Here is a 23,312-nt window from a genome sequence, read left to right on the forward strand (position 1 = left end):
TTAAGGCCACGGCCATTGACGGAGGGAAACACAATGCACTGGCAAACGCATACCGTTTTTAACCAACCTGTACCGCTCAATAACAGCAACTTATACCTGTCCGATGGCGCCCTGTGCGAAGCGGTTATCCGCGAAGGGGCGGGCTGGGACAGCGATGTGTTGGCGAGTATTGGCCAGCAGCTAGGTACCGCGGAGTCGCTCGAACTGGGTCGCCTGGCTAATGCTTTTCCACCCGAGCTTTTGCGCTACGATCCGCAGGGGCAGCGACTGGACGATGTGCGTTTTCATCCTGCCTGGCATTTGCTGATGCAGGGGCTGTGCGCCAACCGCGTGCATAACCTTGCCTGGGAAGACGAAGCGCGGCAGGGAACATTTGTTGCCCGCGCGGCGCGTTTCATGCTGCATGCGCAGGTGGAAGCAGGCACTTTGTGTCCGGTAACCATGACTTTTGCCGCCACGCCGCTGTTACTGCAGATGCTACCTTCACAATTTCACGACTGGTTTACGCCGCTGCTAAGTGACCGTTATGACTCGCATTTATTGCCTGGTGGGCAAAAGCGTGGGCTGCTGATCGGTATGGGAATGACCGAGAAACAGGGGGGCTCAGATGTGTTGAGCAATACCACCCAGGCGGAACGCCTCGCAGACGGCTCGTATCGGTTGGTGGGACATAAGTGGTTTTTCTCTGTGCCACAAAGCGATGCCCATTTGGTGCTGGCGCAGGCAAAGGGGGGATTATCCTGCTTTTTTGTACCGCGATTTTTACCCGATGGTCAACGTAATGCTATCCGTCTCGAGAGGCTGAAAGATAAGTTAGGCAACCGCTCCAATGCCAGCTGCGAAGTCGAATTCCACGATGCTATTGGCTGGCTGCTGGGCGAAGAAGGAGAAGGTATACGCCATATCCTGAAAATGGGTGGTATGACGCGTTTTGACTGTGCGCTTGGTAGCCATAGCATGATGCGACGTGCCTTTTCCGTGGCGATTTATCATGCGCACCAACGACAGGTATTTGGCAGGCCATTGATTGAACAGCCGATGATGCGTCAGGTCTTAAGCCGAATGGCGCTCCAGTTGGAAGGCCAGACCGCGTTACTGTTTAGGCTGGCACGGGCCTGGGACCGCCGCGCTGATGCCAAAGAAGCGCTGTGGGCTCGGTTGTTTACGCCAGCGGCGAAATATTCTGTCTGCAAAAGCGGGATGCCGTTTGTCGCTGAGGCGATGGAAGTATTGGGTGGGGTTGGCTACTGCGAGGAGAGTGAGCTGCCACGTCTGTACCGTGAGATGCCGGTAAACAGTATCTGGGAAGGCTCCGGCAATATTATGTGTCTTGATGTATTGCGGGTGCTAGCAAAACAACCCGGTATCTACGATATGCTCAGCGAAGCCTTTGCCGAGGTCAAAGGGCAGGATCGTCATTACGATCGGATGGTTCGTCAGTTGCAGCAACACCTGCGTAAACCCATTGAAGAATTGGGACGGGAGATTACGCAGCAGCTTTTCCTGCTCGGTTGCGGAGCGCAAATGTTGCGCTATGCCTCTCCGCCAGTGGCGCAGGCCTGGTGTCAGATGATGTTGGATACGCGTGGTGGACGACGGTTGTCTGAACAGGTACAGAATGATCTGCTGCTACGGGCAACGGGAGGATTACGGTAATAATATGCCTGATGGCGACGCTGGCGCGTCTTATCATAATGCCTACGTTAAAGCAGGCCGGATAAGTTTACCCCATCCGGCAATCTGTTACGCATAGAGTATGGCCTGGACGCGCCAGTTATCGGGGTGCTGATCTTCATACATTTGAATGATCCGATACCATGAAGCACCTTGTTCATCCGCTTTTAACGCAACGACACGTTCTACATCCTGCGGATTTCCTGCAATGTTACTGACGGATATCAGCCCTATTTCGTTCAGGCCGGTAACACAGTCAGCACTGGCGAACTCGGCAGACTGCGCCGTAGTACCTACCAGTCCGGTAGAAAGCAGCAGTGAGGATAAGGCAAGTGATTGTTTCATCGTCAGCTCCATTATTCGTACCCCTACACACGGCAGGGCATTCCATCGCGATAATAAACCTCAAGCTTCCTGCTGTTGGTTTATTGTGCACAGGTAAACGCATAGGGGCGCAAAGCAATGTAAAGCTGACTAAATTTCAAACCAATGTTATTTACGATACAAAATCGCTTGTGAATACCATTGGCCTGTCACAATGGTCTCATCGACTAATAAGACCACATAATAATCAGCTTTTGCCGCGACGGCTTTGTCGCGGATTTCAGCCAGCGCATCATCCGGTGAGCCTCTTACCAGCGCGCTAACCGTCCCTATTCGCTGTAACCCATTACTCTGGTTACGGCGGATCTCCTGCGGGTGGTCGGCAACGGGCGGTGCGGGTTGCGGCGTTCCCTGTAGCACGCTACAGGCGCTTAAAAATAAAACCAGCAACAAAGAGGCAAACCGACGCATAACTCTATCTCGTTTCCTGATAGCCATAGTGTAGTGCCTTATTAATTTCCCTTTAGGGGAATGTTCCCGAATTGTTATCTCTCACGCGATTTTCGAATGAAAATGTTGCGAAAGCGTAACCCAGTTCTCAACATTATGAATCATTGTCGAACACATTCGCTTGCGTTAAGTATTGCTGCGTGGCATACCAGAAAGAAAGAGGCGACAAATGATCGAAATTGAAACACGACAGTTGGCGGGTATCCCTGTCCTGCACGCCGTTCCGGCTGGCAAACGCGCATGTTCACTCCCCTGTATTATTTTCTATCACGGATTTACATCTTCCAGTCTGGTCTACAGCTATTTTGCCGTTGCTCTGGCTCAGGCTGGATTCCGGGTAGTGATGCCAGATGCGCCAGACCATGGTGCCCGCTTCAAGGGTGACGCACAGGGGCGGATATACCGCTTTTGGCACATATTGCAGCAAAACATGCAGGAATTTTCGACGTTACGTGCGGCGCTGGTGGCAGAAAATTGGCTGTCAGATGAACGGCTTGCCGTAGGCGGAGCGTCAATGGGGGGAATGACGGCCCTGGGCATTATGGCTCGTCACCCCGAGGTGAAATGTGTAGCCAGCCTGATGGGTTCGGGCTACTTTACCCGGCTTGCGCAGACGCTTTTTCCGCCTTTATTGGTCCAGACGCCAGAACAACAGGCTGCGTTTGATGCCCTCATCGCGCCGCTGGCCGAATGGGAAGTGACGCACCAGTTGCCACGCCTGGCCGACAGACCGTTGCTACTATGGCATGGGCAGGAAGATGATGTGGTACCGGCTATTGAAACTTTTCGCTTACAGCAGGCGCTGATTCAGGCAGGTCTGGACAATAACCTGACCTGTCTGTGGGAAGCAGGCGTACGCCACCGCATTACGCCAGAAGCGCTGGCTGCGACGGTGACGTTTTTCCGCCAGCACCTTTAAACGCGCATAATGCTTACACCCTGAGCTTCGAGCTGTTGCAGGATCTCAGGGTCCGCATTTTTGCCGGTAATCAGCATATCGATTTGATCGGCGCGGCTGAACAGCATCCCCGCGCGTTCACCGACCTTACTGCTATCGACCAACACCACCAGTTTGCCCACCACGTTAAGCATCTTCTGTTCCGCCATCGCGGTCAGCATATCGGTTTTATACAGTCCATCTGCGGTCAACCCTTTGCCGCTGGTGAACATCCAGTGCCCGGCATACAGGCTATTTTCACTACCTTGTGGGCTAAGCGTGATGGATTGGCTTTTGTTATATTGTCCTCCCATGATGATCACGCTCTCATGCTCCTGGTCGATCAAATAGTTCGCCAGCGGCAGATAATTAGTGATGATCTGCACTGGCTTGCCGCACATTTCACGTCCGAGCAGGAAGGCGGTCGATCCGCAGTTGATCACCACGCTTTCACCGGCATTCACCAGTTGAGAGGCCGCTTTGGCAATGCGAACCTTTTCATCGTGGTTCTGCGCCTGATGCAGATTCATTGGCGTCCAGCGCGGGCGCTGCTGCGTGATGGCTTCTGCGCCGTTACGAACTTTCTTGAGTTTGCCGCTTTCGTCGAGTTTGTTAATATCCCGGCGGGCTGTAGCGGGGGAAATTCCCAGGCGCTCAATTACGTTCTCAACGGTAACAAAGCCCAACTGCGCCAGCATATCCAGCAATATTTGATGTCTTTGTGCTTCAGTCATGAGCTATTCCGATACAAATTGATTTGAAAAGATGATATTTGAAATAGCCTGGAAATACTAAAGTAAATGGGGAAAAAATGCCGGGTTATGCCCGGCATTTGGTGTGAATCACAAGAAGGATTTAAACGGTAGATCCGGTTCAATCGTGAAACAGTCATCAAAGCCGCGTGGATAGTGATATTCAAAGTTATCTTTATCCAGCGGCCAGGTGAATTTGCCACCTACCTGCCAGATGAATGGCTTAAAGCCATACTTCAGCCGATCTTTTTTCATCTCCCACAGCACGCGAATTTCCTGAGGATCGGCCTGGAAATTTGACCAGATGTCATGATGGAAGGGGATGACGACTTTTGTATTCAACGCTTCGGCCATACGCAGCATGTCGGAGCTGGTCATCTTGTCGGTAATGCCACGCGGGTTTTCGCCATAGGATCCGAGCGCGACGTCGATCTGATGCTCATTGCCGTGTTTTGCATAATAGTTGGAGTAGTGTGAGTCGCCGCTGTGATACAGCGTGCCGCCCGGTGTTTTGAACAGATAGTTAACGGCGCGCGCGTCCATACCGTCCGGCAGCACGCCCGCCGCTTTCTGATCGGCGGGAAGAGTAATCAACGCGGTACGATCAAAAGCATCAAGCGCATGAATTTCAATATCTTTCACTTTAACCACATCGCCGGGTTTTACCACGATGCAGCGATCTTTCGGCACGCCCCAGCCGACCCACAGATCCACACAGGTTTGTGGCCCAATAAACGGCACGTCGTCCGCGCAGTTCTGCATGACCGCAGCCGCGACATTGACGTCGATGTGATCGTTATGATCGTGCGTAGCCAGCACCGCATCGATCTGGCGAATCGCAAACGGATCAAGTACAAACGGCGTAGTACGCAGGTTTGGCTGCAGTTTCTTCACGCCCGCCATGCGTTGCATCTGGTGACCGGTTTTCATCAGCGGATTACCGTGACTTTGCTTACCTGTTCCGCACCAGAAATCGACGCAGACGTTAGTCCCGCCTTCCGACTTTAGCCAAATTCCGGTACAGCCAAGCCACCACATAGCAAAGGTGCCAGGTGCGACCTGTTCCTGTTCGATCTCTTCATTCAGCCAGCTTCCCCACTCCGGGAATGTGCTCAGAATCCATGATTCGCGCGTGATGCTTTTTACTTTACTCATCGCATTTACCTTCATGTTGGTTCAAGTTGAATCAAATTATGATTTATTTTGATTGATACTGACATCAATTTATCAAGAAGGCAATGCGTTGATTTTTCTGATTCCGTCGTAAAGCGTCTATTACTCACAACGTAACGGGATGCTTTGTAGCAATCTATTTTTGTATTTTATTGTTTTTATGAGTTTTATTTTTTGCTCTATGAATGTTCCATAAAACCCTGGCTCGGGTAAGAGATTTATTTGCGTACTCCATCACATTTAATCAAATTCAATCTTGTTGTGATTACTTTTGAAAATTAGAGTGGGGGCACAACATCCTGAACATCTGTAATGAATGTTCAGCAACTTTGTCTACTGGAGATCGTTATGGAGATCCTCTACAACATCTTTACCGTCTTTTTTAATCAGGTCATGACCAACGCGCCGTTGCTGTTGGGTATTGTGACTTGCCTCGGCTACATCCTGTTGCGCAAAAGCGTCAGCGTCATTATCAAAGGCACGATCAAAACGATTATCGGTTTTATGCTGCTGCAGGCGGGATCGGGCATTCTGACCAGCACGTTTAAACCGGTGGTGGCGAAGATGTCCGAGGTTTACGGTATCAATGGTGCGATTTCCGATACGTATGCCTCCATGATGGCAACCATTGAACGTATGGGAGACGCTTATAGCTGGGTAGGTTATGCCGTGCTGTTGGCGCTGGCGCTGAACATTTGTTACGTCTTGCTGCGACGTATTACCGGCATTCGCACCATCATGCTCACCGGGCACATCATGTTCCAGCAGGCGGGCTTAATTGCGGTCTCTTTCTATATCTTCGGCTATTCCATGTGGACCACCATTATCTGCACGGCGGTGCTGGTGTCGCTCTACTGGGGGATTACCTCCAATATGATGTACAAGCCGACGCAGGAAGTGACCGACGGCTGCGGTTTTTCCATCGGCCACCAGCAGCAGTTCGCTTCATGGATTGCCTTCAAGGTCGCGCCTTATCTGGGTAAAAAAGAGGAGAGCGTAGAAGATCTGAAACTGCCTGGCTGGCTGAATATCTTCCATGACAACATCGTTTCGACCGCGATTGTCATGACCATTTTCTTCGGGGCGATCCTGCTTTCTTTCGGCATTGATGTGGTTCAGGCGATGGCGGGGAAAACGCACTGGACGGTGTACATCCTGCAGACTGGTTTTTCGTTTGCAGTGGCGATCTTCATCATCACCCAGGGCGTACGTATGTTCGTCGCCGAACTTTCAGAAGCGTTCAACGGTATCTCGCAGCGTCTGATTCCCGGTGCGGTATTGGCGATTGACTGTGCGGCGATATACAGCTTTGCTCCCAACGCGGTGGTGTGGGGCTTCATGTGGGGCACCATCGGCCAACTGATTGCGGTCGGCATCCTCGTGGGTTGCGGCTCTTCCATCCTGATTATTCCTGGTTTTATCCCAATGTTTTTCTCCAACGCCACCATTGGCGTGTTCGCGAACCACTTTGGCGGCTGGCGCGCGGCGCTCAAGATTTGTCTGGTGATGGGGATGATTGAAATTTTTGGCTGCGTCTGGGCGGTGAAACTCACCGGTATGAGCGCGTGGATGGGGATGGCGGACTGGTCAATTCTGGCGCCGCCGATGATGCAGGGCTTTGCCTCCATCGGCATCGCGTTTATGGCCGTCATTATTCTGATTGCACTGGCTTATATGTTTTTCGCAGGACGCACGTTGCGCGCTGAGGAAGACGCAGAAAAACAACTGGCAGAACACTCTGCTTAATAAGGAGTTCCGATTATGACCGTACGTATTCTGGCTGTGTGTGGCAATGGGCAGGGCAGTTCCATGATCATGAAGATGAAAGTGGACCAGTTTTTAACCCAGTCAAATATTGACCATACAGTGAACAGCTGCGCAGTGGGTGAGTACAAAAGTGAACTGAACGGCGCGGATATCATCATCGCCTCTACCCATATTGCCGGTGAAATTACCGTAACTGGCAATAAATATGTTGTTGGCGTACGCAACATGCTGTCGCCCGCCGATTTTGGACCAAAACTGCTGGAAGTGATCAAAGCGCATTTCCCACAGGACGTGAAGTAAGGATACGGCATATGAAATTACGTGATTCGCTGGCAGACAATAACGCCATCCTTCTACAGGCTGAGGCCAACACCTGGCAGGAAGCGGTAAAGCTGGGCGTCGATCTGCTGGTTAAGGCCGACGTGGTTGAACCGCGCTACTACCAGGCCATTCTTGATGGGGTTGAACAGTTTGGTCCGTACTTTGTGATTGCGCCAGGACTGGCGATGCCGCACGGGCGCCCGGAAGAAGGCGTTAAGAAGACCGGCTTTGCGCTGGTGACGCTGAAAACACCGTTGGTGTTTAACCACGAAGATAACGACCCGGTGGATATTCTGATCACGATGGCGGCGGTCGACGCCAACACGCATCAGGAAGTGGGCATCATGCAGATCGTGAATCTGTTTGACGATGAAGCCAATTTCGACCGTCTACGTGCCTGCCGCACCGCGCAGGAAGTGCTGGATTTAATTGATAACGCCACTGCGGCGGCTGTTTAAAAGGATACTGAAATGTCATTACCTATGTTGCAGGTTGCGCTGGATAACCAATCAATGTCTTCTGCGTATGAAACGACGCGTCTGATCGCCGAAGAGGTCGATATTATTGAGGTGGGCACCATTCTTTGTGTTGCTGAGGGCGTACGTGCCGTACGTGACCTGAAGGCGCTCTACCCACATAAAATTGTGCTGGCGGACGCCAAAATCGCCGATGCGGGTAAAATTCTCTCTCGCATGTGTTTCGAAGCTAACGCTGATTGGGTCACTGTTATCTGCTGTGCGGATATCAATACCACCAAAGGTGCGCTCGAGGTGGCGAAAGAATTTAACGGCGACGTACAGATTGAACTGACCGGTTACTGGACCTGGGAACAGGCTCAGGAGTGGCGTGACGCGGGTATCGGGCAGGTTGTCTATCATCGCAGTCGTGATGCGCAGGCCGCAGGTGTGGCGTGGGGAGAGGCGGATATCAGTGCCATCAAACGCCTGTCTGATATGGGCTTTAAAGTCACCGTCACCGGCGGTCTGGCGCTGGAGGATCTGCCGCTGTTCCAGGGGATTCCGATTCACGTCTTTATCGCTGGTCGCAGCATTCGTGATGCCGCTTCTCCGGTTGAGGCGGCGCGTCAGTTCAAACGTTCCATCGCCCAGTTGTGGGGCTAAGGAGCGACTATGCTGTCGAAACAGGTCCCGCTCGGTATTTATGAAAAAGCGCTCCCCGGAGGGGAGTGCTGGCTGGAGCGCTTGCGGCTGGCGAAAGAGTTAGGTTTTGACTTTGTCGAAATGTCAGTTGATGAAACCGATGCCCGCCTCGCGCGCCTTGACTGGAGCCGCGAGCAGCGTCTGGCGCTGGTGGCCGCCATCGCCGAAACGGGAGTACGTGTACCTTCTATGTGCCTGAGCGCTCACCGCCGTTTCCCGCTGGGGAGCGAAGATGATGCGGTGCGCGATCAGGGACTGGCGATCATGCGGAAAGCCATTCAGTTTGCGCAGGATATTGGTATTCGCGTGATTCAACTGGCGGGTTACGACGTCTATTACCAGCAGGCCAATAACGAAACGCGTCGTCGATTTCGCGAGGGGCTAAAAGAGAGCGTTGAGATGGCAAGTCGCGCGCAGGTGACGCTGGCGATGGAGATCATGGATTATCCGCTGATGAATTCGATCAGTAAGGCGCTGGGTTATGCCCACTATCTCAATAATCCGTGGTTCCAGCTGTATCCCGATATCGGCAATTTGTCGGCGTGGGATAACGACGTGCAGATGGAGTTGCAGGCTGGAATAGGCCATATCGTGGCCGTTCACGTGAAGGACACCAGACCCGGCGTGTTCAAAAATGTGCCGTTTGGTGAAGGTGTTGTCGATTTCGAACGCTGTTTTGCGACGCTCAAACAGAGTGGGTATTGCGGGCCATACCTGATTGAGATGTGGAGTGAAACAACGGACGATCCGGCGCGTGAAGTGGCGAAGGCGCGCGATTGGGTGAAAGCGCGGATGGCCAGCGCAGGTCTGGTGGAGACGGTGTAATGCAAAAACTTAAACAGCAGGTTTTTGAGGCCAACATGGATCTGCCGCGTTACGGGCTGGTGACGTTTACCTGGGGTAACGTCAGCGCCATCGACCGCGAACGCGGGCTGCTGGTGATTAAGCCCAGCGGCGTCGACTACCAAACAATGACAGTGGATGACATGGTGGTTGTGGATCTGTATGGCAACGTGGTGGAAGGACGCTATCGTCCTTCTTCCGATACCGCCACCCATCTGGCGCTGTATCGCCGCTATTTATCTCTTGGCGGCGTGGTGCACACCCACTCAACCCACGCGACGGCATGGGCGCAGGCGGGTCTGGCAATACCTGCACTCGGCACGACGCATGCGGATTACTTCTTTGGTGATATCCCCTGCACGCGGGCATTAACTGAAGCAGAGGTTGAGGGCGAATATGAGCTGAATACCGGCAAGGTGATTATCGAAACGCTGGGGAACGTGGAGCCTCTGCATACGCCCGGCGTAGTCGTGTATCAGCATGGTCCGTTTGCCTGGGGTAAAGATGCGCACGACGCGGTACACAACGCTGTGGTGATGGAAGAGGTCGCAAAAATGGCATGGATTGCGCGTGGCATTAATCCGACCCTCAGCCCCATCGACAGTTATCTGATGAATAAACACTTCATGCGTAAGCACGGCCCAAACGCCTACTACGGGCAGAAGTAACGTCTTTGCCCCGGACAACGTGCATCTACGGATGTGCGTCACCGATCTGTTCGGGGCAATCTTCAGCGTTGCTGGTAAGCCGCTGGCGTAAATCGCATTCCTGCTAAAACTATCGCACAAATGACAGCACCAGCGTAAAACGTCGAGGCTGCGCCCATCGTTTCCCACAGAATGCCCGCGCCGGTACTGGCTAACAGCAGGGCGATGCCACTGATCAGATTAAACATACCGAAGGCCGTACCGCGTAGTTCTGCTGGCGCGGTATGCGCAATCATGGCAGCCAGCAACCCTTGCGTCATGCCCATATGAATCCCCCACAGTCCCACGCCTATCAGTAACGTGCTCCAGTGGTGACTCAGCGCCAGAGTGATATCCGCCGCGATCAGGACCAGCAGGCCCGCCTGTAACATGCGGGAGTGGTTCATACTGTCAGACATTTTTCCAAAAGGATAAGCCGACAGACTGTAGACCAGATTCATGGCGACCATTACCAGCGGAATGGCAAACAGCGGGATATCCATTTGATATGCGCGCAACACGAGAAACGCTTCGCTAAAGCGGGCGAGCGTGAAGAGCGCGCCCAGTCCCACGACCCACCAGTAGGCTGCACTCAACTTTTTCAGGTTTTCCCGTCGTAACGGATTGGTGCGTTTATCAGTGACAGGGGTTTTCGGTTCACTCAGGCCAAACCATAGCAGGGCGATAGAGAGCACCCCAGGGATGACGGCAACCCAGAAGATAGTGTGAAAATCGTTGTTCCATAGCAGCATTAGCCCGACGGCGAGCAGGGGGCCCAGAAATGCGCCAATGGTATCCAAAGACTGGCGCAGACCATAAGCGGCGCCGCGGATTTCGGACGGGGTGACATCCGCGACTAACGCATCCCTGGGAGCGCCGCGAATACCTTTACCCACACGATCAATCATGCGAGCGCTGAGTACCATGCCTGATGAGCCCGCCATCGCGAACAGGGGCTTACTCAGCGCCCCCAAACCATAACCGAGCATCGCCAGCCCTTTGCGCTTTCCCAGATAATCACTGAGAACGCCGGAAAAAACCTTAATGATCAGCGCGGTGGCTTCAGCTAATCCTTCAATCAGACCAATGATAATGACGCTGGCTCCCAGCGTGGTTGCCATAAACAACGGCAACAGGCTATGGATCATTTCGGAGGAGACATCCATAAGCAGACTCACGCCGCCCAGCACCCAAACGCCTTTTGGTATGCGATTCAGCGTCGCATAGCGTGCAAACATGGTTTCGCCCCAGAGTATCAGTTCGGTAATGCTTTATTTAATCAGTAAATGATGACCAGGATAAGATACAAAGAAAAATAATTCTCATTTACCTGATGTGCAAAAAAAAGCCCCCGGTGAGGGGGGCAAGTCAAACGGTGGCAATGTTCTCGTTGGTTGTCTCTGGTGCTAGCGATAAATATCCGCACTGGCGTGCATATTTCCGTTACTGCCGGGTTCCCTGGTGAGGATCACGTGGTAGTAGTTTGCGCCTTGCGCATCGGTCTCTTCATTCAGGGCCTGAGTGGCTTCACTTTCAGTGGCGAAGTTATGATTTATGTAAATGACGCCTAAGCTCTGCACATCATCCATATTCCTGGCCTGATGATTGTCAATTTGGATGGCTGCCGTTGCATTTGCACTGAGCAAAAGCACAGCCAGAAGGGTTAAAACACGGGCTCGCATATGTACCTCCTCGACTGCGGTCTCTGGTTGCTTCTCTCCTGTGAGTGATGAGCTTCTGATGTAATTTTAACCGCTACCGGCGCAGGCGTTAGCGACCATTTCTGATGCAGTTGTTCAAAAAATTACCGCATGCCCGCCTTTTCTTTTATTTACAGGTAACTGATAGATACCGCTGCGTTAAAAAATACCTGTCTTTCGCGCACAAGCTCTTACCAAATAGTCAATTTAAACGGATGGATACCCTGTTTATAGTGAGCCGTATAATTAATATAACTTTATGATAATAAGGCAAAAACTTATGGATACTTCATTCATGGATTTCAGCTACTTCGTGATTATGTTTATGGTCGCACTGGTGGCTGGCTTTATTAACGTGGTGTCGGGCGGCGGTGGGTTTCTCTCTATTGGCGCACTGTTAATTTCTGGTTTACCCCCGGCGAATGCGCTGGCAACCAATAAAATTCAGGCGCTGGGCAGTTCGCTAACCTCCGGGATTTACTTTTTACGCCGGGGACATATCAACGTGCAGGAGCACAAGTATGTATTCCTGTCTGCTTTTATCGGCTCAGCGTTAGGCACGACGCTCATTCAGTTCATTGAACCGGAGGTGTTGAAAAAACTGCTTCCGGTACTGATTATCGCCGTCGCCATCTACTTTATTTCCGCTCCCAATCTCAGCGAACCGAAAAGAAAGCAGCAGGTATCCCTGTTTTTCTTTTCTCTGATCTGCGGCGGCTGCATTGGCTTTTATGATGGATTTCTTGGCGCTGGTGCGGGTTCCTTTTATACGCTCTGCTATATCCTGTTGTGGGGATACAGCATCGATAAGGCACAAATTCACTCGAATTTTATTAACCTTGCATCGAATATCGCCTCGATTTTGTTCTTCATTTTCGGCGGCAAAATGATCTGGTCGCTGGGGCTGGTGATGTTTGCCGGACAATCGCTCGGCGCGCGCCTGGGCGCAACGGTGGTACTGACGCGCGGAAAGAAAGTTATCCGGCCGATGATTGTCATTGTCTCCATTTGCATTAGCGTCAAAATGCTGCTGGATATGTATTAATGGCGACATGGTAAATAATCGTACAAGCACCTTGAGTTTACCGGCTGACCCCAGTATTATGACGCGTCATTTTTCAGCCGACCTTTAACACGTTCCTTGCCTCCATGGGCCTCGGCTGACCCAGACAGGAGGCTGAATAATCCGTAAGGAGCAATTCGATGCGTCATTACGAAATCGTTTTTATGGTCCATCCTGACCAGAGCGAACAGGTTCCGGGTATGATCGAACGCTACACTGCTGCCATCACTGGCGCAGAAGGCACGATCCACCGTCTGGAAGACTGGGGCCGCCGTCAGCTGGCTTACCCGATCAACAAACTGCACAAAGCTCACTACGTTCTGATGAACGTTGAAGCGCCGCAGGAAGTGATCGATGAGCTGGAAACTACCTTCCGCTTCAACGATGCCGTTATCCGCAGCATGGTTATGCGTACTAAACACGCTGTTACCGAAGCATCTCCGATGGTTAAAGCGAAAGACGAGCGCCGTGAGCGTCGCGATGATTTCGCAAACGAAACCGCAGATGATGCTGAAGCTGGGGATTCTGAAGAGTAATTTCTGATGACCAACCGTCTGGCGTTGTCCGGCACCGTGTGCAGGGCCCCCCTTCGAAAGGTCAGTCCATCAGGAATTCCTCATTGCCAGTTCGTGCTTGAGCATCGTTCTGTGCAGGAGGAAGCCGGGTTTCACCGGCAGGCGTGGTGCCAAATGCCCGTTATTGTTAGCGGACACGAAAACCAGGCCATTACTCACAGTATAACGGTCGGTAGCGCAGTAACCGTTCAGGGGTTCATCTCTTGCCATAAGGCAAAGAACGGCCTGAGCAAAATGGTTCTGCATGCCGAGCAGATTGAATTGATAGATTCTGGAGACTAGCCATATGGCACGTTATTTCCGTCGTCGCAAGTTCTGCCGTTTCACCGCGGAAGGCGTTCAAGAGATCGACTATAAAGATATCGCTACGCTGAAAAACTACATCACCGAAAGCGGTAAGATTGTCCCAAGCCGTATCACCGGTACCCGTGCAAAATACCAGCGTCAGCTGGCTCGCGCTATCAAACGCGCTCGCTACCTGTCCCTGCTGCCGTACACTGATCGTCATCAGTAATCGGTCACGGTCCATTAATACGACTTTGAGAGGATAAGGTAATGCAAGTTATTCTGCTTGATAAAGTAGCAAACCTGGGTAGCCTGGGTGATCAGGTTAACGTTAAAGCGGGCTATGCTCGTAACTTCCTGGTACCACAGGGTAAAGCTGTTCCTGCTACCAAGAAAAACGTTGAATTTTTCGAAGCGCGTCGCGCTGAGCTGGAAGCTAAACTGGCTGACGTTCTGTCCGCTGCTGAAGCTCGTGCTGAGAAAATCAACGCACTGGAAACCGTAACCATCGCGTCTAAAGCAGGCGACGAAGGTAAACTGTTCGGTTCCATCGGTACTCGCGACATCGCTGACGCTGTAACTGCAGCTGGCGTTGAAGTAGCTAAGAGCGAAGTTCGTCTGCCGAACGGCGTTCTGCGTACCACTGGCGAGCACGAAGTGAGCTTCCAGGTTCACAGCGAAGTGTTTGCTAAGCTGACTGTAAACGTAGTTGCGGAATAAGTTTTTATTCTGCTAACCGCGTAAAAGCGCCGGCCCTGTGCCGGCGTTTTGCTTTTCTGTTCCCCGTCTTTCTCTCTGGCTATTCTTTGTCCTTTTCGGGATAATCACAAAAATAAAACATTATTTCAAAGTGGTGATGGAATGGAACCAACGCACCAACCTCTGTTTGCGCGTAAAAATGTTGTCTATCTGAGCGCGGCATTCTGCTGCTTGCTGTGGGGGAGCGCCTACCCGGCGATCAAAAGTGGATACGAGATCTTCCAGATTGCCACGGATGACATTCCCTCGAAAATTGTCTTTGCCGGCTATCGCTTCCTGTTTGCGGGATTATTGCTGCTCCTGCTGGCGGTGGCGCAGCGTAAACCGATTGGCCGGTTAAGCCCGCGTCAATATGGTCAGCTCACGCTGTTGGGGCTGACGCAGACTTCGCTGCAATATATTTTCTTTTATATTGGCCTGGCGTTCACGACGGGGGTGAAAGGGTCCATCATGAACGCGACTGGCACGTTCTTCAGCGTGCTGCTGGCGCATTTTATCTATCAGAACGATAAACTCAGCTACAACAAGGCGCTGGGTTGTATCCTGGGCTTTCTCGGCGTGATGGTGGTGAACTTTAACAGCGGACTGGATTTTAGCTTCAGCCTGTTAGGGGACGGCTCGGTAGTGATGGCAGCCTTTATTCTCTCCGCCGCTACGTTATACGGCAAACGCATTTCTCAGACGGTCGACCCGACGGTAATGACGGGGTATCAACTGGGCGGTGGCGGTCTGGCGCTGGTGATCGGCGGTTACGCTTTTGGTGGCACGCTGACCGTACACGGCGCGTCTTCGTTGGCGATTCTGGGCTACCTGACGTTGCTCTCTTCGGTGGCATTTGCCTTGTGGAGTATTTTGCTTAAACACAACCGCGTGGGGATGATTGCGCCGTTTAACTTCCTGATCCCGGTTTCAGGCGCGGTACTGTCGGCCATTTTCCTCGGCGAAAATATTCTCGAATGGAAATATGCAGTAGCGTTGGTGCTGGTCTGTTCGGGGATCTGGTGGGTGAACAAGGTGAAACGCTAACGCTTCACCTTGCTGCCTGATGGCACTGCGCTTATCAGGGGTGCTGGCTATCGGGCGCGAATAAAACTGCCGTTAGGCTGGCGGGTAAACAGGACCTGCTGGCCATTACCCGTATCGATGGTTAACCCTGTCACTACGCCACTGGCATTCTGCCTGATCTGCACCATCTGTCCGTCTTTCAAATTGCTCAGCGGTTTCCCGGCCCCTTCTACCTGCGCCATGGCGTACACATCGGTTGGCGGGAGATTGTGGTCACGGAATACCTGGGCCAGCGTTTTACCCGAATCTACGCGGTAGGAACGCCACTGCTGGTCAATTCCACTATCCGGCTGGAAAGGTTGCGTCTGTGGATGAGATTGCTGGGCCTGCGGTTGTGCGTCTGGTTCCCCTTCCTGGATGGGTTCCGGCGCAACCGGCGCGACCTGGCCAGGGTCGTTTTGCGGGGCGACCAGTTGTGCCTGAAGCTGGGCCTCCGTCGGCGGCTGTGACTGCGACTGCAAATCCAACTGGGCAGTACGCGCGACCACTGGTGCATCGGTGTTGTCGCTGGAAGGGAGCAGGAAACCGATCACCAGCACGATAGCAGCAGCAATAATGCCGCGGCGGTGCATCGGCGGCAGCGGGTCCATAATGCGAAAATTGTCCGGTGCATGCCAGATTTTCGCCAGGGTTGGTTTTAATTCAAAGCGCCCGGGCATGGCTTTCCTCCTGCTCCGCGTCTCGTTCCTCAGTCATAGAGTATAGATCGCTAACTCTATGATACTTGTTCGGGTACCCGCTTTCGTGACATTCATGCGGACAATAGTCATTGTTTCTTTTTCCTCGCGATTTGTCATCAGTTCCCGAGACAAAGTTTTACCGGATGCGGCATGGCTGATATGCTGCCCGCTACTTTACATCCGATGAAAGGAAATATGATGGCTACCCCGACTTTTGACACTATCGAAGCGCAAGCAAGCTACGGCATTGGTTTGCAGGTAGGACAGCAGCTGAGCGAATCCGGTCTGGAAGGGCTGTTGCCTGAAGCGCTGGTAGCGGGTATCGCTGACGCGCTGGAAGGCAAGCATCCGGCAGTGCCGGTTGATGTTGTGCATCGCGCACTGCGTGAAATCCACGAGCGTGCTGATGCAGTTCGTCGCGAGCGTTTCCAGGCTATGGCCGCTGATGGCGTTAAATATCTGGAAGAAAACCGTGAGAAAGAGGGTGTGAACAGCACTGAATCCGGTTTGCAGTTCCGTGTTCTGACCCAGGGCGAAGGTGCTATCCCGGCACGCACCGACCGCGTTCGCGTGCATTACACCGGTAAACTGATCGACGGTACCGTGTTCGACAGTTCTGTCGCACGTGGCGAACCGGCTGAATTCCCGGTTAACGGCGTCATCCCTGGCTGGATTGAAGCGCTGACTCTGATGCCGGTGGGTTCCAAATGGGAACTGACTATTCCTCAGGAACTGGCTTACGGCGAGCGTGGCGCTGGCGCGTCCATTCCTCCGTTCAGCACGCTGGTATTCGACGTTGAACTGCTTGAGATTCTGTAAGCAGTGACTTCTGTTCCCCCCGAGGCCGGGGGGAGCAAAGAAATAGCGTGAAAAGCTATAGTTACGCCGTTGTCGATATTTTATCTTGCAAATGCCTCACCAGCGTGTATTTTTGTGAGCTGATTCGCGCTATCAGAGTGATATGACACTCACTTTAAACATTAAATTAACATTATATCTAAATCTTAGTATTCATCCCGCCAATTCTTACCTAATATCGATGAGTCCTGCTAACAGGATCGTCGTATCATAGACACACTAAAGGCCGTAGAGCCTGAACAACACAGACAGGTACAGGAAGAAAAAACATGGTAGATCAGGTAAAAGTCGAAGCCGCAGAAGAGGCTTCGTCTGAACAGTCGCTACGGCGCAATCTCACAAACCGTCATATTCAACTTATTGCCATTGGCGGCGCTATCGGTACCGGCCTGTTTATGGGCTCCGGTAAAACTATCAGTCTTGCCGGACCGTCGATCATCTTTGTGTATATGATCATCGGTTTCATGCTGTTTTTCGTGATGCGGGCAATGGGAGAGTTGCTGCTCTCGAATCTGGAATACAAATCATTTAGTGATTTTGCCTCCGACCTGCTTGGGCCATGGGCCGGGTATTTTACCGGTTGGACTTACTGGTTCTGCTGGGTTGTTACCGGGATGGCCGACGTTGTCGCCATTACGGCGTATGCGCAATTCTGGTTCCCTGAACTCTCAGACTGGGTCGCCTCGCTGGCGGTGATCGTGCTGCTGCTGAGCCTTAACCTCGCCACGGTAAAAATGTTCGGTGAGATGGAGTTCTGGTTTGCGATGATCAAAATCGTTGCCATTATCGGTCTGATTGTCGTCGGCCTGGTGATGGTGCTGACGCACTTCCAGTCGCCAACTGGCGTTCAGGCATCGTTCACGCATCTGTGGAATGACGGTGGCTGGTTCCCGAAAGGGCTGAGCGGCTTCTTTGCCGGCTTCCAGATTGCGGTGTTCGCGTTTGTGGGCATTGAGCTGGTGGGGACAACCGCTGCGGAAACCAAAGACCCGGAGAAATCTCTGCCGCGCGCCATTAACTCGATCCCGATCCGTATCATCATGTTCTACGTTTTCGCGCTGATTGTGATTATGTCCGTCACGCCGTGGAGCTCGGTGGTGCCATCCAAGAGCCCATTCGTTGAACTGTTTGTCCTGGTCGGTCTGCCCGCGGCGGCGAGCCTGATCAACTTTGTGGTGCTAACTTCTGCGGCCTCTTCCGCAAACAGCGGCGTGTTCTCTACCAGCCGTATGCTGTTTGGTCTGGCGCAGGAAGGCGTGGCACCTAAAGCGTTTGCCAAGCTGTCTAAACGCGCGGTTCCGGCGAAAGGTTTAACCTTCTCCTGTATCTGCCTGTTGGGCGGCGTGGTGATGCTGTATGTGAATCCGAGCGTGATTGGCGCGTTCACCATGATCACCACCGTGTCGGCGATTCTGTTCATGTTCGTATGGACCATCATTCTTTGCTCGTACCTGGTGTACCGCAAGCAGCGTCCGCACCTGCATGAAAAATCAATCTACAAGATGCCGCTCGGTAAGCTGATGTGCTGGGTGTGTATGGCGTTCTTTGTTTTCGTACTGGTACTGCTGACGCTGGAAGAGGATACTCGCCAGGCGCTGATTGTGACGCCGCTGTGGTTCATCGCGCTGGGTCTGGGCTGGTTGTTTATCGGTAAGAAACGTATGGCAGGCGTGCGTTAGGCGTAGCCATATCGGACATAAAAAAGGCCACATAAGCAGTGGCCGAATTCGGACTTCAGGAAGGCGCTCTCGGGCGCCTTTTTTTATTCACCTGCGAGGGCACGCGGGAACAACACATTATTTTCCAGACTGATGTGTTCCATCAGGTCGTCGATCATCTCGTTAATGCCGTTATACATGGCTTTCCAGGTGGTGCAGGCTTCTGGCGGCGGCGTCACATTATGGGTGATGTGTTTGATCACTTCGACCAGTTCACCGGCATCGTCATGCTCGCTTTCCATCACGCTGATTGGTCCCATTGCCTGGCTACCCATACCCTGTTTAATCATCGGGAACAGGATCTGCTCTTCCTTCATCATGTGGCTGGACAGCTCTTCATGCAGCATGCTCAGGTTCTTCGCCAGACCACGCGGTACGTTCGGTTTGTCTGCGTGGACGCGTTCAACTTTCGTGGCCTGCAGGATCAGTTCCGGCAGCTGTTCGCGGTGTCTGTCGTGATAGCGCACGATGATATGGTCGATGATTTCAGCCAGCGCCACGGTACGCCAGTCTTTCTCCAACGGCTGTTCAGCCAGTTGCGCGAGCTGCGCCTCGATAGCGTCTAAATCCAGCTCTTTACGTGCGGCAGCGCGTGCCAGCGTTTGCTTACCGCCGCAGCAGTAATCCATATCGTATTTACGAAACAGGGCCGAAGCGCGAGGAATAGAGAGCGCCAGTTCACCTAAAGGTTGATCGCGATAAGACATTGCCGTTACCTCATTCTCAATAATATAAGGTGTATTTTAAATGCAACTTATAAAGAAGGCTATAACCCTTTCGGGGTGGGGTGTTTTGTGATGAGCGTCACGAAAATTTCTTATTTCGTTAAGGTGCTGAATCTTATTGAAAAGGGGAAAAATGGCGAAAAAAGCCGCGTCACAAGATTAAATAAGCGCACGCCGCTGCCGATAGTTAGACCTCAGACAATACCTGCATAATAAAAGGCAACAGATGTTCAAACGAATCAAAGTGATAACCTTACTTATCACCGTGTTACTCGCGCTGGGCGCGATGCAGCTCATCTCCGCAGGCGTCTTTATTGGCGCACTCAATAACGATAAACAGAACTTTAATGTCTCTCAGCTTTCCAGTCAGAACGTGGCTGAATTTACCGATGCGTGGATTAGCCTGAACCAGGCTCGCGTCACGCTCAACCGGGGGATGCTGCGTTTACAGGGAACGATGGCCAGCGAGATCAACGGTGGTCAGTTGAAAGAACTGGTGAACACGGCAAATCGTCTGCTGGCCGAGTCGAAAGAGCATTACGATAAATACTACGCCCTGCCAGAAACGCCGGGGCTGGATGAGCGTCTGGCCGATCGACTGGAAGAACAGTACGGCATCTATTCTGCGACGCTGGCTAAAATGAACGCGCTGCTGGCTGAAGGTAAGCTGGAAGAGATGTTCAAGCAGAATGCTGAGCAGAAGCAGACGGCCATGCAGGAAGTATATCGGGAATGGCGTGCCGCGCAAACGGCACTGGCCACTGCCGGCGTGCAGGACAATGAGAGTGATTACCGCAAGATAATCTGGCTGTTGTCTGCCGTGATGCTGGCTGTTGTCACTGTGATTGTCGCCAGTTGGCTGGCGATGCAGCGCGTGTTGCTCAAGCCGCTACACGAGGTGATGGGACATATTCGCCACATCGCTGCGGGTGACCTGACGCATAGCATCAACGCCGATGGCAGCAATGAAATGGCGCTGCTGGCAAGTAATGTGCGTGACATGCAGCAGGCGTTGGCGAATACGGTCAGCGTGGTGCGTGACGGGGCTGACACTATCTACACCGGCGCGGGTGAAATTGCCGCAGGCAGTAACGATCTCTCTTCACGTACCGAGCAGCAGGCTGCCTCTCTGGAAGAGACCGCTGCCAGCATGGAACAACTCACCGCCACCGTGAAGCAGAACGCGGATAACGCGCGTCAGGCGACCAGTCTGGCAAAAAACGCCTCACAGACGGCGCAGAAAGGTGGAACCGTGGTTGATGGCGTGGTGCGTACGATGGACGAAATTGCCACCAGTTCCAGCAAAATCGCGCAAATTACCTCTGTTATCGACGGTATTGCCTTCCAGACCAATATTCTGGCGCTGAACGCGGCGGTAGAAGCGGCGCGTGCGGGCGAACAGGGCCGTGGTTTTGCCGTGGTCGCTGGCGAAGTTCGTACTCTGGCGCAGCGTAGCGCTCAGGCGGCAAAAGAGATTAAGGCGCTGATTGATGACTCGGGCAATCGGGTCAATGCCGGTACGGCGCTGGTGCATGAAGCAGGCGAAACGATGGCGGAGATTGTCAGCGCCGTGACCCGCGTGACCGACATTATGGGCGAAATTGCCTCGGCTTCTGATGAACAGAGCCGGGGTATCGATCAGGTAGGCCAGGCCGTTGCCGAGATGGATCGCGTGACGCAGCAAAATGCTTCGCTGGTGGAGGAGTCCGCTTCCGCTGCCGCCGCGCTTGAAGAGCAGGCAGCACGACTGAACCAGACCGTGGCGGTATTTAAAGTGTCGCGCCGGATGGCGGCGTAAACGCCTTATCCGGCCTACATGAGATCGTACAGTCCTTGTAGGCCTGATAAGCGCAGCGCCATCAGGCATCCCCTGAAACCGGCACTACCGCCGGTTTCTGCGGTTTTGACCGCACCGCAATTACCACGCCTATTACCAGCAGCGCAATACCGCTTAGCGTCAGCAGCGGCGGAAAAGCCTGGCGCAGCATAAAGGTATACAGCAGGCCAGCCAGCGTTTCGAAGACAATCAGCGGGCCGAGGATCACCGTCGGCAGCTTCTGGCTGGCGACGTTCCAGCACAGCGCGCCAACCCACGAACACAATACCGCAATGGCTATCATCAGGCCGATAAACACATCCGGACGCGGGCCGAAGGGCAGGGCGAAACCTGGCGTTTGCCCATGCAGCCACAGACATGCTGCAATGTACCCCAGCAGAGAAACGGGCAGCGTCACCAGCGCCTGAGCCGTCGCCCACATCATCGGATGCTTATCTGGATTCTCGCGCAACCAGCGGGCATTACGCAGTGCATACCACGCCCAGCACACCACTGAGACAAGCGCCAGCACGATACCAGAGCCATAACGCCAGCCGCTGAAATCGGGTAATCCCTGGTTCAGCTCCGAGATATTCACGCACAGCAGGCCAATAGCAATTAATATCAGCGCAGGTGACAGACGCCACCAGGATAATTTACCGTCACGCTGGCTATAGAGCAGGTTGGCGAAGACCGGGATCACCACCGGTAATGTACCAATAATCATCGTTGATACTGGCGCGCCGGTACGCTGGATGGCGCTGGCCAGGCAAACGTAATAAATCAGGTTACCCATCATCGTTAGCGCCAGCGCCGTTATCCAGTCTTTACCCGTCAGTTGGCGCAGACGCGCGCGTCCCAGCCAGGCGATCGGCACAGCGATCAGCCCCAGCGCCAGATAGCGTCCCATCGACTGTAATACTGCCGGGTATTCCGGCACGATCAGCGGCCCGACAAAAATTAATCCCCACATCAGCCCTGCCAGCAGGGCGTACAGCACGCCGCTAATCATTGTTAACATCCACATCATTAAACATTGCGTTGAGTGTAGGTAGGGAGAGTGCAGCCGTATTGTATGAGATTGCGCATTAGCGCGAATAAACCTGCTTCTGATAACGTACCGGCGTAATGCCGTAACGATGAGTAAATGCGCGGGTGAGATGCGACTGGTCGGTCAAACCGGTTGCGGCGGCGACCTCTGCGGCGGGCATTCCGTGAGTGAGAAAACCTTTGGCTCGCCACAGGCGAATGGCCATCAGCATTTGGTGCGGCGTAACGTGGAAATGAGACTTAAACTGGCGTTGAAAATGCCAGGGACTCAGTGAGGCAACCCGCGCCAGTTCGTCGAGCGTTATCGGGTGCATGTAATTATCATGCAGATACTCGCGTACCCGCTCAAAGCGATGCGACCCCTCTGTAGATGTTGGCGCATGGCGGGCCAGCGGCTGGAACGTATCGATCAGATCGAGCAATAACCCTTTTTGCGCCAGCGCATCTTCCGTGTTCCACAGGCCGTGGATCAGTGAGCAGATCTGGCGCGAGCGCAGCGGATCGTGACGCGTTACGTCATGAAACCACCAGTGGCGGATCCCGGTGACCTCTTCCAGAAGATCGGGCTCAAGATAGATCATCCGATAGCGCCAGCCGTCGGCGGTTTCGGCTTCGCCGGTATGCAGCTCATCGGGATTCATGGTGACGACAGAATGGGCGGGCGCGACGTACTGCGTACCGCGATAGCGAAAACGTTCGGCTCCGGCTTCTATCGCGCCAATGCCAAACGCTTCATGGGTATGTGGTTCAAAGGCGTAACGTGAGATGTGTGCATGATACAGCTCAACGCCCGGCACCTGCGCCAGATGGCGAAAGCGGGCGCTGTCTTTTTCATCAATAAACTGCTCAGGTACACCTTGCACGTTTTCTC

At 53.1% G+C, this 23,312-nt stretch carries 27 protein-coding genes; 17 read left to right on the forward strand and 10 right to left on the reverse strand.

What is annotated here, in order from left to right; all coding sequences use genetic code 11:
- The first annotated feature begins 33 nt into the window (after positions 1 to 33).
- Entirely contained in the window at positions 34 to 1,656 is a 1,623-nt protein-coding gene (locus tag JSN25_RS07605; RefSeq protein WP_204525578.1) for an isovaleryl-CoA dehydrogenase, read from the forward strand.
- 87 nt (positions 1,657 to 1,743) lie between these two features.
- Here the strand turns inward: JSN25_RS07605 and yjfN are convergent, their stop codons facing one another.
- On the reverse strand, positions 1,744 to 2,019 hold the full coding sequence (gene yjfN / locus JSN25_RS07610; RefSeq protein ID WP_077223936.1) for a DUF1471 family protease activator YjfN: 276 nt from the start codon (positions 2,017 to 2,019) through the stop codon (positions 1,744 to 1,746).
- A gap of 147 nt (positions 2,020 to 2,166) precedes the next feature.
- Entirely contained in the window at positions 2,167 to 2,496 is a 330-nt protein-coding gene (gene bsmA / locus JSN25_RS07615) for a biofilm peroxide resistance protein BsmA (protein ID WP_038636544.1), read from the reverse strand.
- A gap of 181 nt (positions 2,497 to 2,677) precedes the next feature.
- Here bsmA and yjfP point away from each other — a divergent pair, with 181 nt between their 5' ends.
- Positions 2,678 to 3,427 carry an esterase gene (gene yjfP / locus JSN25_RS07620; protein WP_085048467.1) on the forward strand — a complete coding sequence of 250 codons (750 nt, stop codon included), beginning with the start codon at positions 2,678 to 2,680 and terminating at the stop codon, positions 3,425 to 3,427.
- Here yjfP and ulaR read toward each other — a convergent pair.
- Together ulaR and ulaG are read right to left on the reverse strand one after the other, a co-directional pair.
- Positions 3,424 to 4,179 carry an HTH-type transcriptional regulator UlaR gene (gene ulaR, locus JSN25_RS07625; protein WP_006686325.1) on the reverse strand — a complete coding sequence of 252 codons (756 nt, stop codon included), beginning with the start codon at positions 4,177 to 4,179 and terminating at the stop codon, positions 3,424 to 3,426. The two genes, yjfP and ulaR, sit on opposite strands and share 4 nt — an antisense overlap.
- Positions 4,180 to 4,287: 108 nt before the next feature.
- Entirely contained in the window at positions 4,288 to 5,352 is a 1,065-nt protein-coding gene (ulaG, locus tag JSN25_RS07630) for an L-ascorbate 6-phosphate lactonase (RefSeq protein ID WP_038636551.1), read from the reverse strand.
- A gap of 366 nt (positions 5,353 to 5,718) precedes the next feature.
- Here ulaG and ulaA point away from each other — a divergent pair, with 366 nt between their 5' ends.
- The 6 genes from ulaA to JSN25_RS07660 are packed head-to-tail and all read left to right on the forward strand — an operon-like array spanning position 5,719 to position 10,129.
- Positions 5,719 to 7,116: a PTS ascorbate transporter subunit IIC gene (gene ulaA, locus JSN25_RS07635; protein ID WP_204525579.1), complete on the forward strand. Its 1,398-nt coding sequence runs from the start codon at positions 5,719 to 5,721 to the stop codon at positions 7,114 to 7,116.
- A gap of 15 nt (positions 7,117 to 7,131) precedes the next feature.
- Positions 7,132 to 7,437: a PTS ascorbate transporter subunit IIB gene (gene ulaB, locus JSN25_RS07640; RefSeq protein ID WP_001577590.1), complete on the forward strand. Its 306-nt coding sequence runs from the start codon at positions 7,132 to 7,134 to the stop codon at positions 7,435 to 7,437.
- A gap of 11 nt (positions 7,438 to 7,448) precedes the next feature.
- A complete protein-coding gene (gene ulaC / locus JSN25_RS07645; RefSeq protein ID WP_038636563.1) occupies positions 7,449 to 7,916 on the forward strand; it encodes a PTS ascorbate transporter subunit IIA in 468 nt (155 codons plus the stop codon).
- A 12-nt stretch (positions 7,917 to 7,928) separates the two neighbouring features.
- The gene (gene ulaD / locus JSN25_RS07650; protein ID WP_032940270.1) at positions 7,929 to 8,579 is read left to right on the forward strand and encodes a 3-keto-L-gulonate-6-phosphate decarboxylase UlaD; all 651 of its coding nucleotides are present in this window, start codon (positions 7,929 to 7,931) and stop codon (positions 8,577 to 8,579) included.
- A gap of 9 nt (positions 8,580 to 8,588) precedes the next feature.
- Positions 8,589 to 9,443, forward strand: coding sequence for an L-ribulose-5-phosphate 3-epimerase (locus tag JSN25_RS07655; RefSeq protein ID WP_038636566.1), 855 nt, complete (start codon positions 8,589 to 8,591; stop codon positions 9,441 to 9,443).
- A complete protein-coding gene (locus JSN25_RS07660; protein WP_204525580.1) occupies positions 9,443 to 10,129 on the forward strand; it encodes an L-ribulose-5-phosphate 4-epimerase in 687 nt (228 codons plus the stop codon). The genes JSN25_RS07655 and JSN25_RS07660 overlap by 1 nt, the downstream gene beginning before the upstream one ends.
- 62 nt (positions 10,130 to 10,191) lie before the next feature.
- On the opposite strand, the gene JSN25_RS07665 is transcribed toward JSN25_RS07660, so the two are convergent.
- Both JSN25_RS07665 and yjfY read right to left on the reverse strand, forming a co-directional pair.
- The gene (locus JSN25_RS07665) at positions 10,192 to 11,385 is read right to left on the reverse strand and encodes an MFS transporter (RefSeq protein ID WP_160955490.1); all 1,194 of its coding nucleotides are present in this window, start codon (positions 11,383 to 11,385) and stop codon (positions 10,192 to 10,194) included.
- Positions 11,386 to 11,553: 168 nt separating this feature from the next.
- Positions 11,554 to 11,829 (reverse strand): DUF1471 family protein YjfY, encoded by a 276-nt coding sequence (gene yjfY, locus JSN25_RS07670; RefSeq protein ID WP_038636575.1) that lies wholly within the window; start codon positions 11,827 to 11,829, stop codon positions 11,554 to 11,556.
- Between the two features lie 298 nt (positions 11,830 to 12,127).
- Between yjfY and JSN25_RS07675 the strand changes: the two genes are divergently transcribed.
- From JSN25_RS07675 to JSN25_RS07700, 6 genes are all read left to right on the forward strand, one after another.
- Positions 12,128 to 12,892, forward strand: coding sequence for a TSUP family transporter (locus tag JSN25_RS07675; protein ID WP_042312783.1), 765 nt, complete (start codon positions 12,128 to 12,130; stop codon positions 12,890 to 12,892).
- Positions 12,893 to 13,050: 158 nt separating this feature from the next.
- Positions 13,051 to 13,446, forward strand: coding sequence for a 30S ribosomal protein S6 (rpsF, locus tag JSN25_RS07680; protein ID WP_003025672.1), 396 nt, complete (start codon positions 13,051 to 13,053; stop codon positions 13,444 to 13,446).
- Between the two features lie 6 nt (positions 13,447 to 13,452).
- The gene (gene priB / locus JSN25_RS07685) at positions 13,453 to 13,767 is read left to right on the forward strand and encodes a primosomal replication protein N (RefSeq protein WP_006686338.1); all 315 of its coding nucleotides are present in this window, start codon (positions 13,453 to 13,455) and stop codon (positions 13,765 to 13,767) included.
- Positions 13,768 to 13,771: 4 nt separating this feature from the next.
- Positions 13,772 to 13,999: a 30S ribosomal protein S18 gene (rpsR, locus tag JSN25_RS07690; protein ID WP_000135199.1), complete on the forward strand. Its 228-nt coding sequence runs from the start codon at positions 13,772 to 13,774 to the stop codon at positions 13,997 to 13,999.
- Positions 14,000 to 14,040: 41 nt separating this feature from the next.
- Positions 14,041 to 14,490, forward strand: a complete 450-nt coding sequence (gene rplI, locus JSN25_RS07695) for a 50S ribosomal protein L9 (protein ID WP_003025676.1) — start codon at positions 14,041 to 14,043, stop codon at positions 14,488 to 14,490.
- A gap of 141 nt (positions 14,491 to 14,631) precedes the next feature.
- Positions 14,632 to 15,555, forward strand: coding sequence for a DMT family transporter (locus JSN25_RS07700; protein ID WP_085048461.1), 924 nt, complete (start codon positions 14,632 to 14,634; stop codon positions 15,553 to 15,555).
- A 47-nt stretch (positions 15,556 to 15,602) separates the two neighbouring features.
- On the opposite strand, the gene JSN25_RS07705 is transcribed toward JSN25_RS07700, so the two are convergent.
- Positions 15,603 to 16,253, reverse strand: a complete 651-nt coding sequence (locus JSN25_RS07705; RefSeq protein ID WP_204525581.1) for an OapA family protein — start codon at positions 16,251 to 16,253, stop codon at positions 15,603 to 15,605.
- A 219-nt stretch (positions 16,254 to 16,472) separates the two neighbouring features.
- On the opposite strand from JSN25_RS07705, the gene fklB reads away from it, so the two are divergent.
- Positions 16,473 to 17,093 carry a BamJ family beta-barrel-assembly machinery protein gene (gene fklB, locus JSN25_RS07710; RefSeq protein WP_038642968.1) on the forward strand — a complete coding sequence of 207 codons (621 nt, stop codon included), beginning with the start codon at positions 16,473 to 16,475 and terminating at the stop codon, positions 17,091 to 17,093.
- Positions 17,094 to 17,401: 308 nt separating this feature from the next.
- On the forward strand, positions 17,402 to 18,811 hold the full coding sequence (gene cycA, locus JSN25_RS07715) for a D-serine/D-alanine/glycine transporter (RefSeq protein WP_038636591.1): 1,410 nt from the start codon (positions 17,402 to 17,404) through the stop codon (positions 18,809 to 18,811).
- 83 nt (positions 18,812 to 18,894) lie between these two features.
- On the opposite strand, the gene ytfE is transcribed toward cycA, so the two are convergent.
- Positions 18,895 to 19,557 carry an iron-sulfur cluster repair protein YtfE gene (gene ytfE / locus JSN25_RS07720; RefSeq protein WP_069324744.1) on the reverse strand — a complete coding sequence of 221 codons (663 nt, stop codon included), beginning with the start codon at positions 19,555 to 19,557 and terminating at the stop codon, positions 18,895 to 18,897.
- A 244-nt stretch (positions 19,558 to 19,801) separates the two neighbouring features.
- Here ytfE and JSN25_RS07725 point away from each other — a divergent pair, with 244 nt between their 5' ends.
- Positions 19,802 to 21,373 (forward strand): methyl-accepting chemotaxis protein, encoded by a 1,572-nt coding sequence (locus JSN25_RS07725; protein WP_204525582.1) that lies wholly within the window; start codon positions 19,802 to 19,804, stop codon positions 21,371 to 21,373.
- Between the two features lie 61 nt (positions 21,374 to 21,434).
- Here the strand turns inward: JSN25_RS07725 and JSN25_RS07730 are convergent, their stop codons facing one another.
- Positions 21,435 to 22,403, reverse strand: a complete 969-nt coding sequence (locus JSN25_RS07730) for a DMT family transporter (RefSeq protein WP_110496170.1) — start codon at positions 22,401 to 22,403, stop codon at positions 21,435 to 21,437.
- 76 nt (positions 22,404 to 22,479) lie between these two features.
- Entirely contained in the window at positions 22,480 to 23,304 is an 825-nt protein-coding gene (locus tag JSN25_RS07735) for an AraC family transcriptional regulator (RefSeq protein WP_204525583.1), read from the reverse strand.
- Positions 23,305 to 23,312 lie beyond the last annotated feature (8 nt).

The sequence above is a fragment of the Citrobacter cronae genome (assembly GCF_016893685.1).
Classification (GTDB): domain Bacteria; phylum Pseudomonadota; class Gammaproteobacteria; order Enterobacterales; family Enterobacteriaceae; genus Citrobacter; species Citrobacter werkmanii.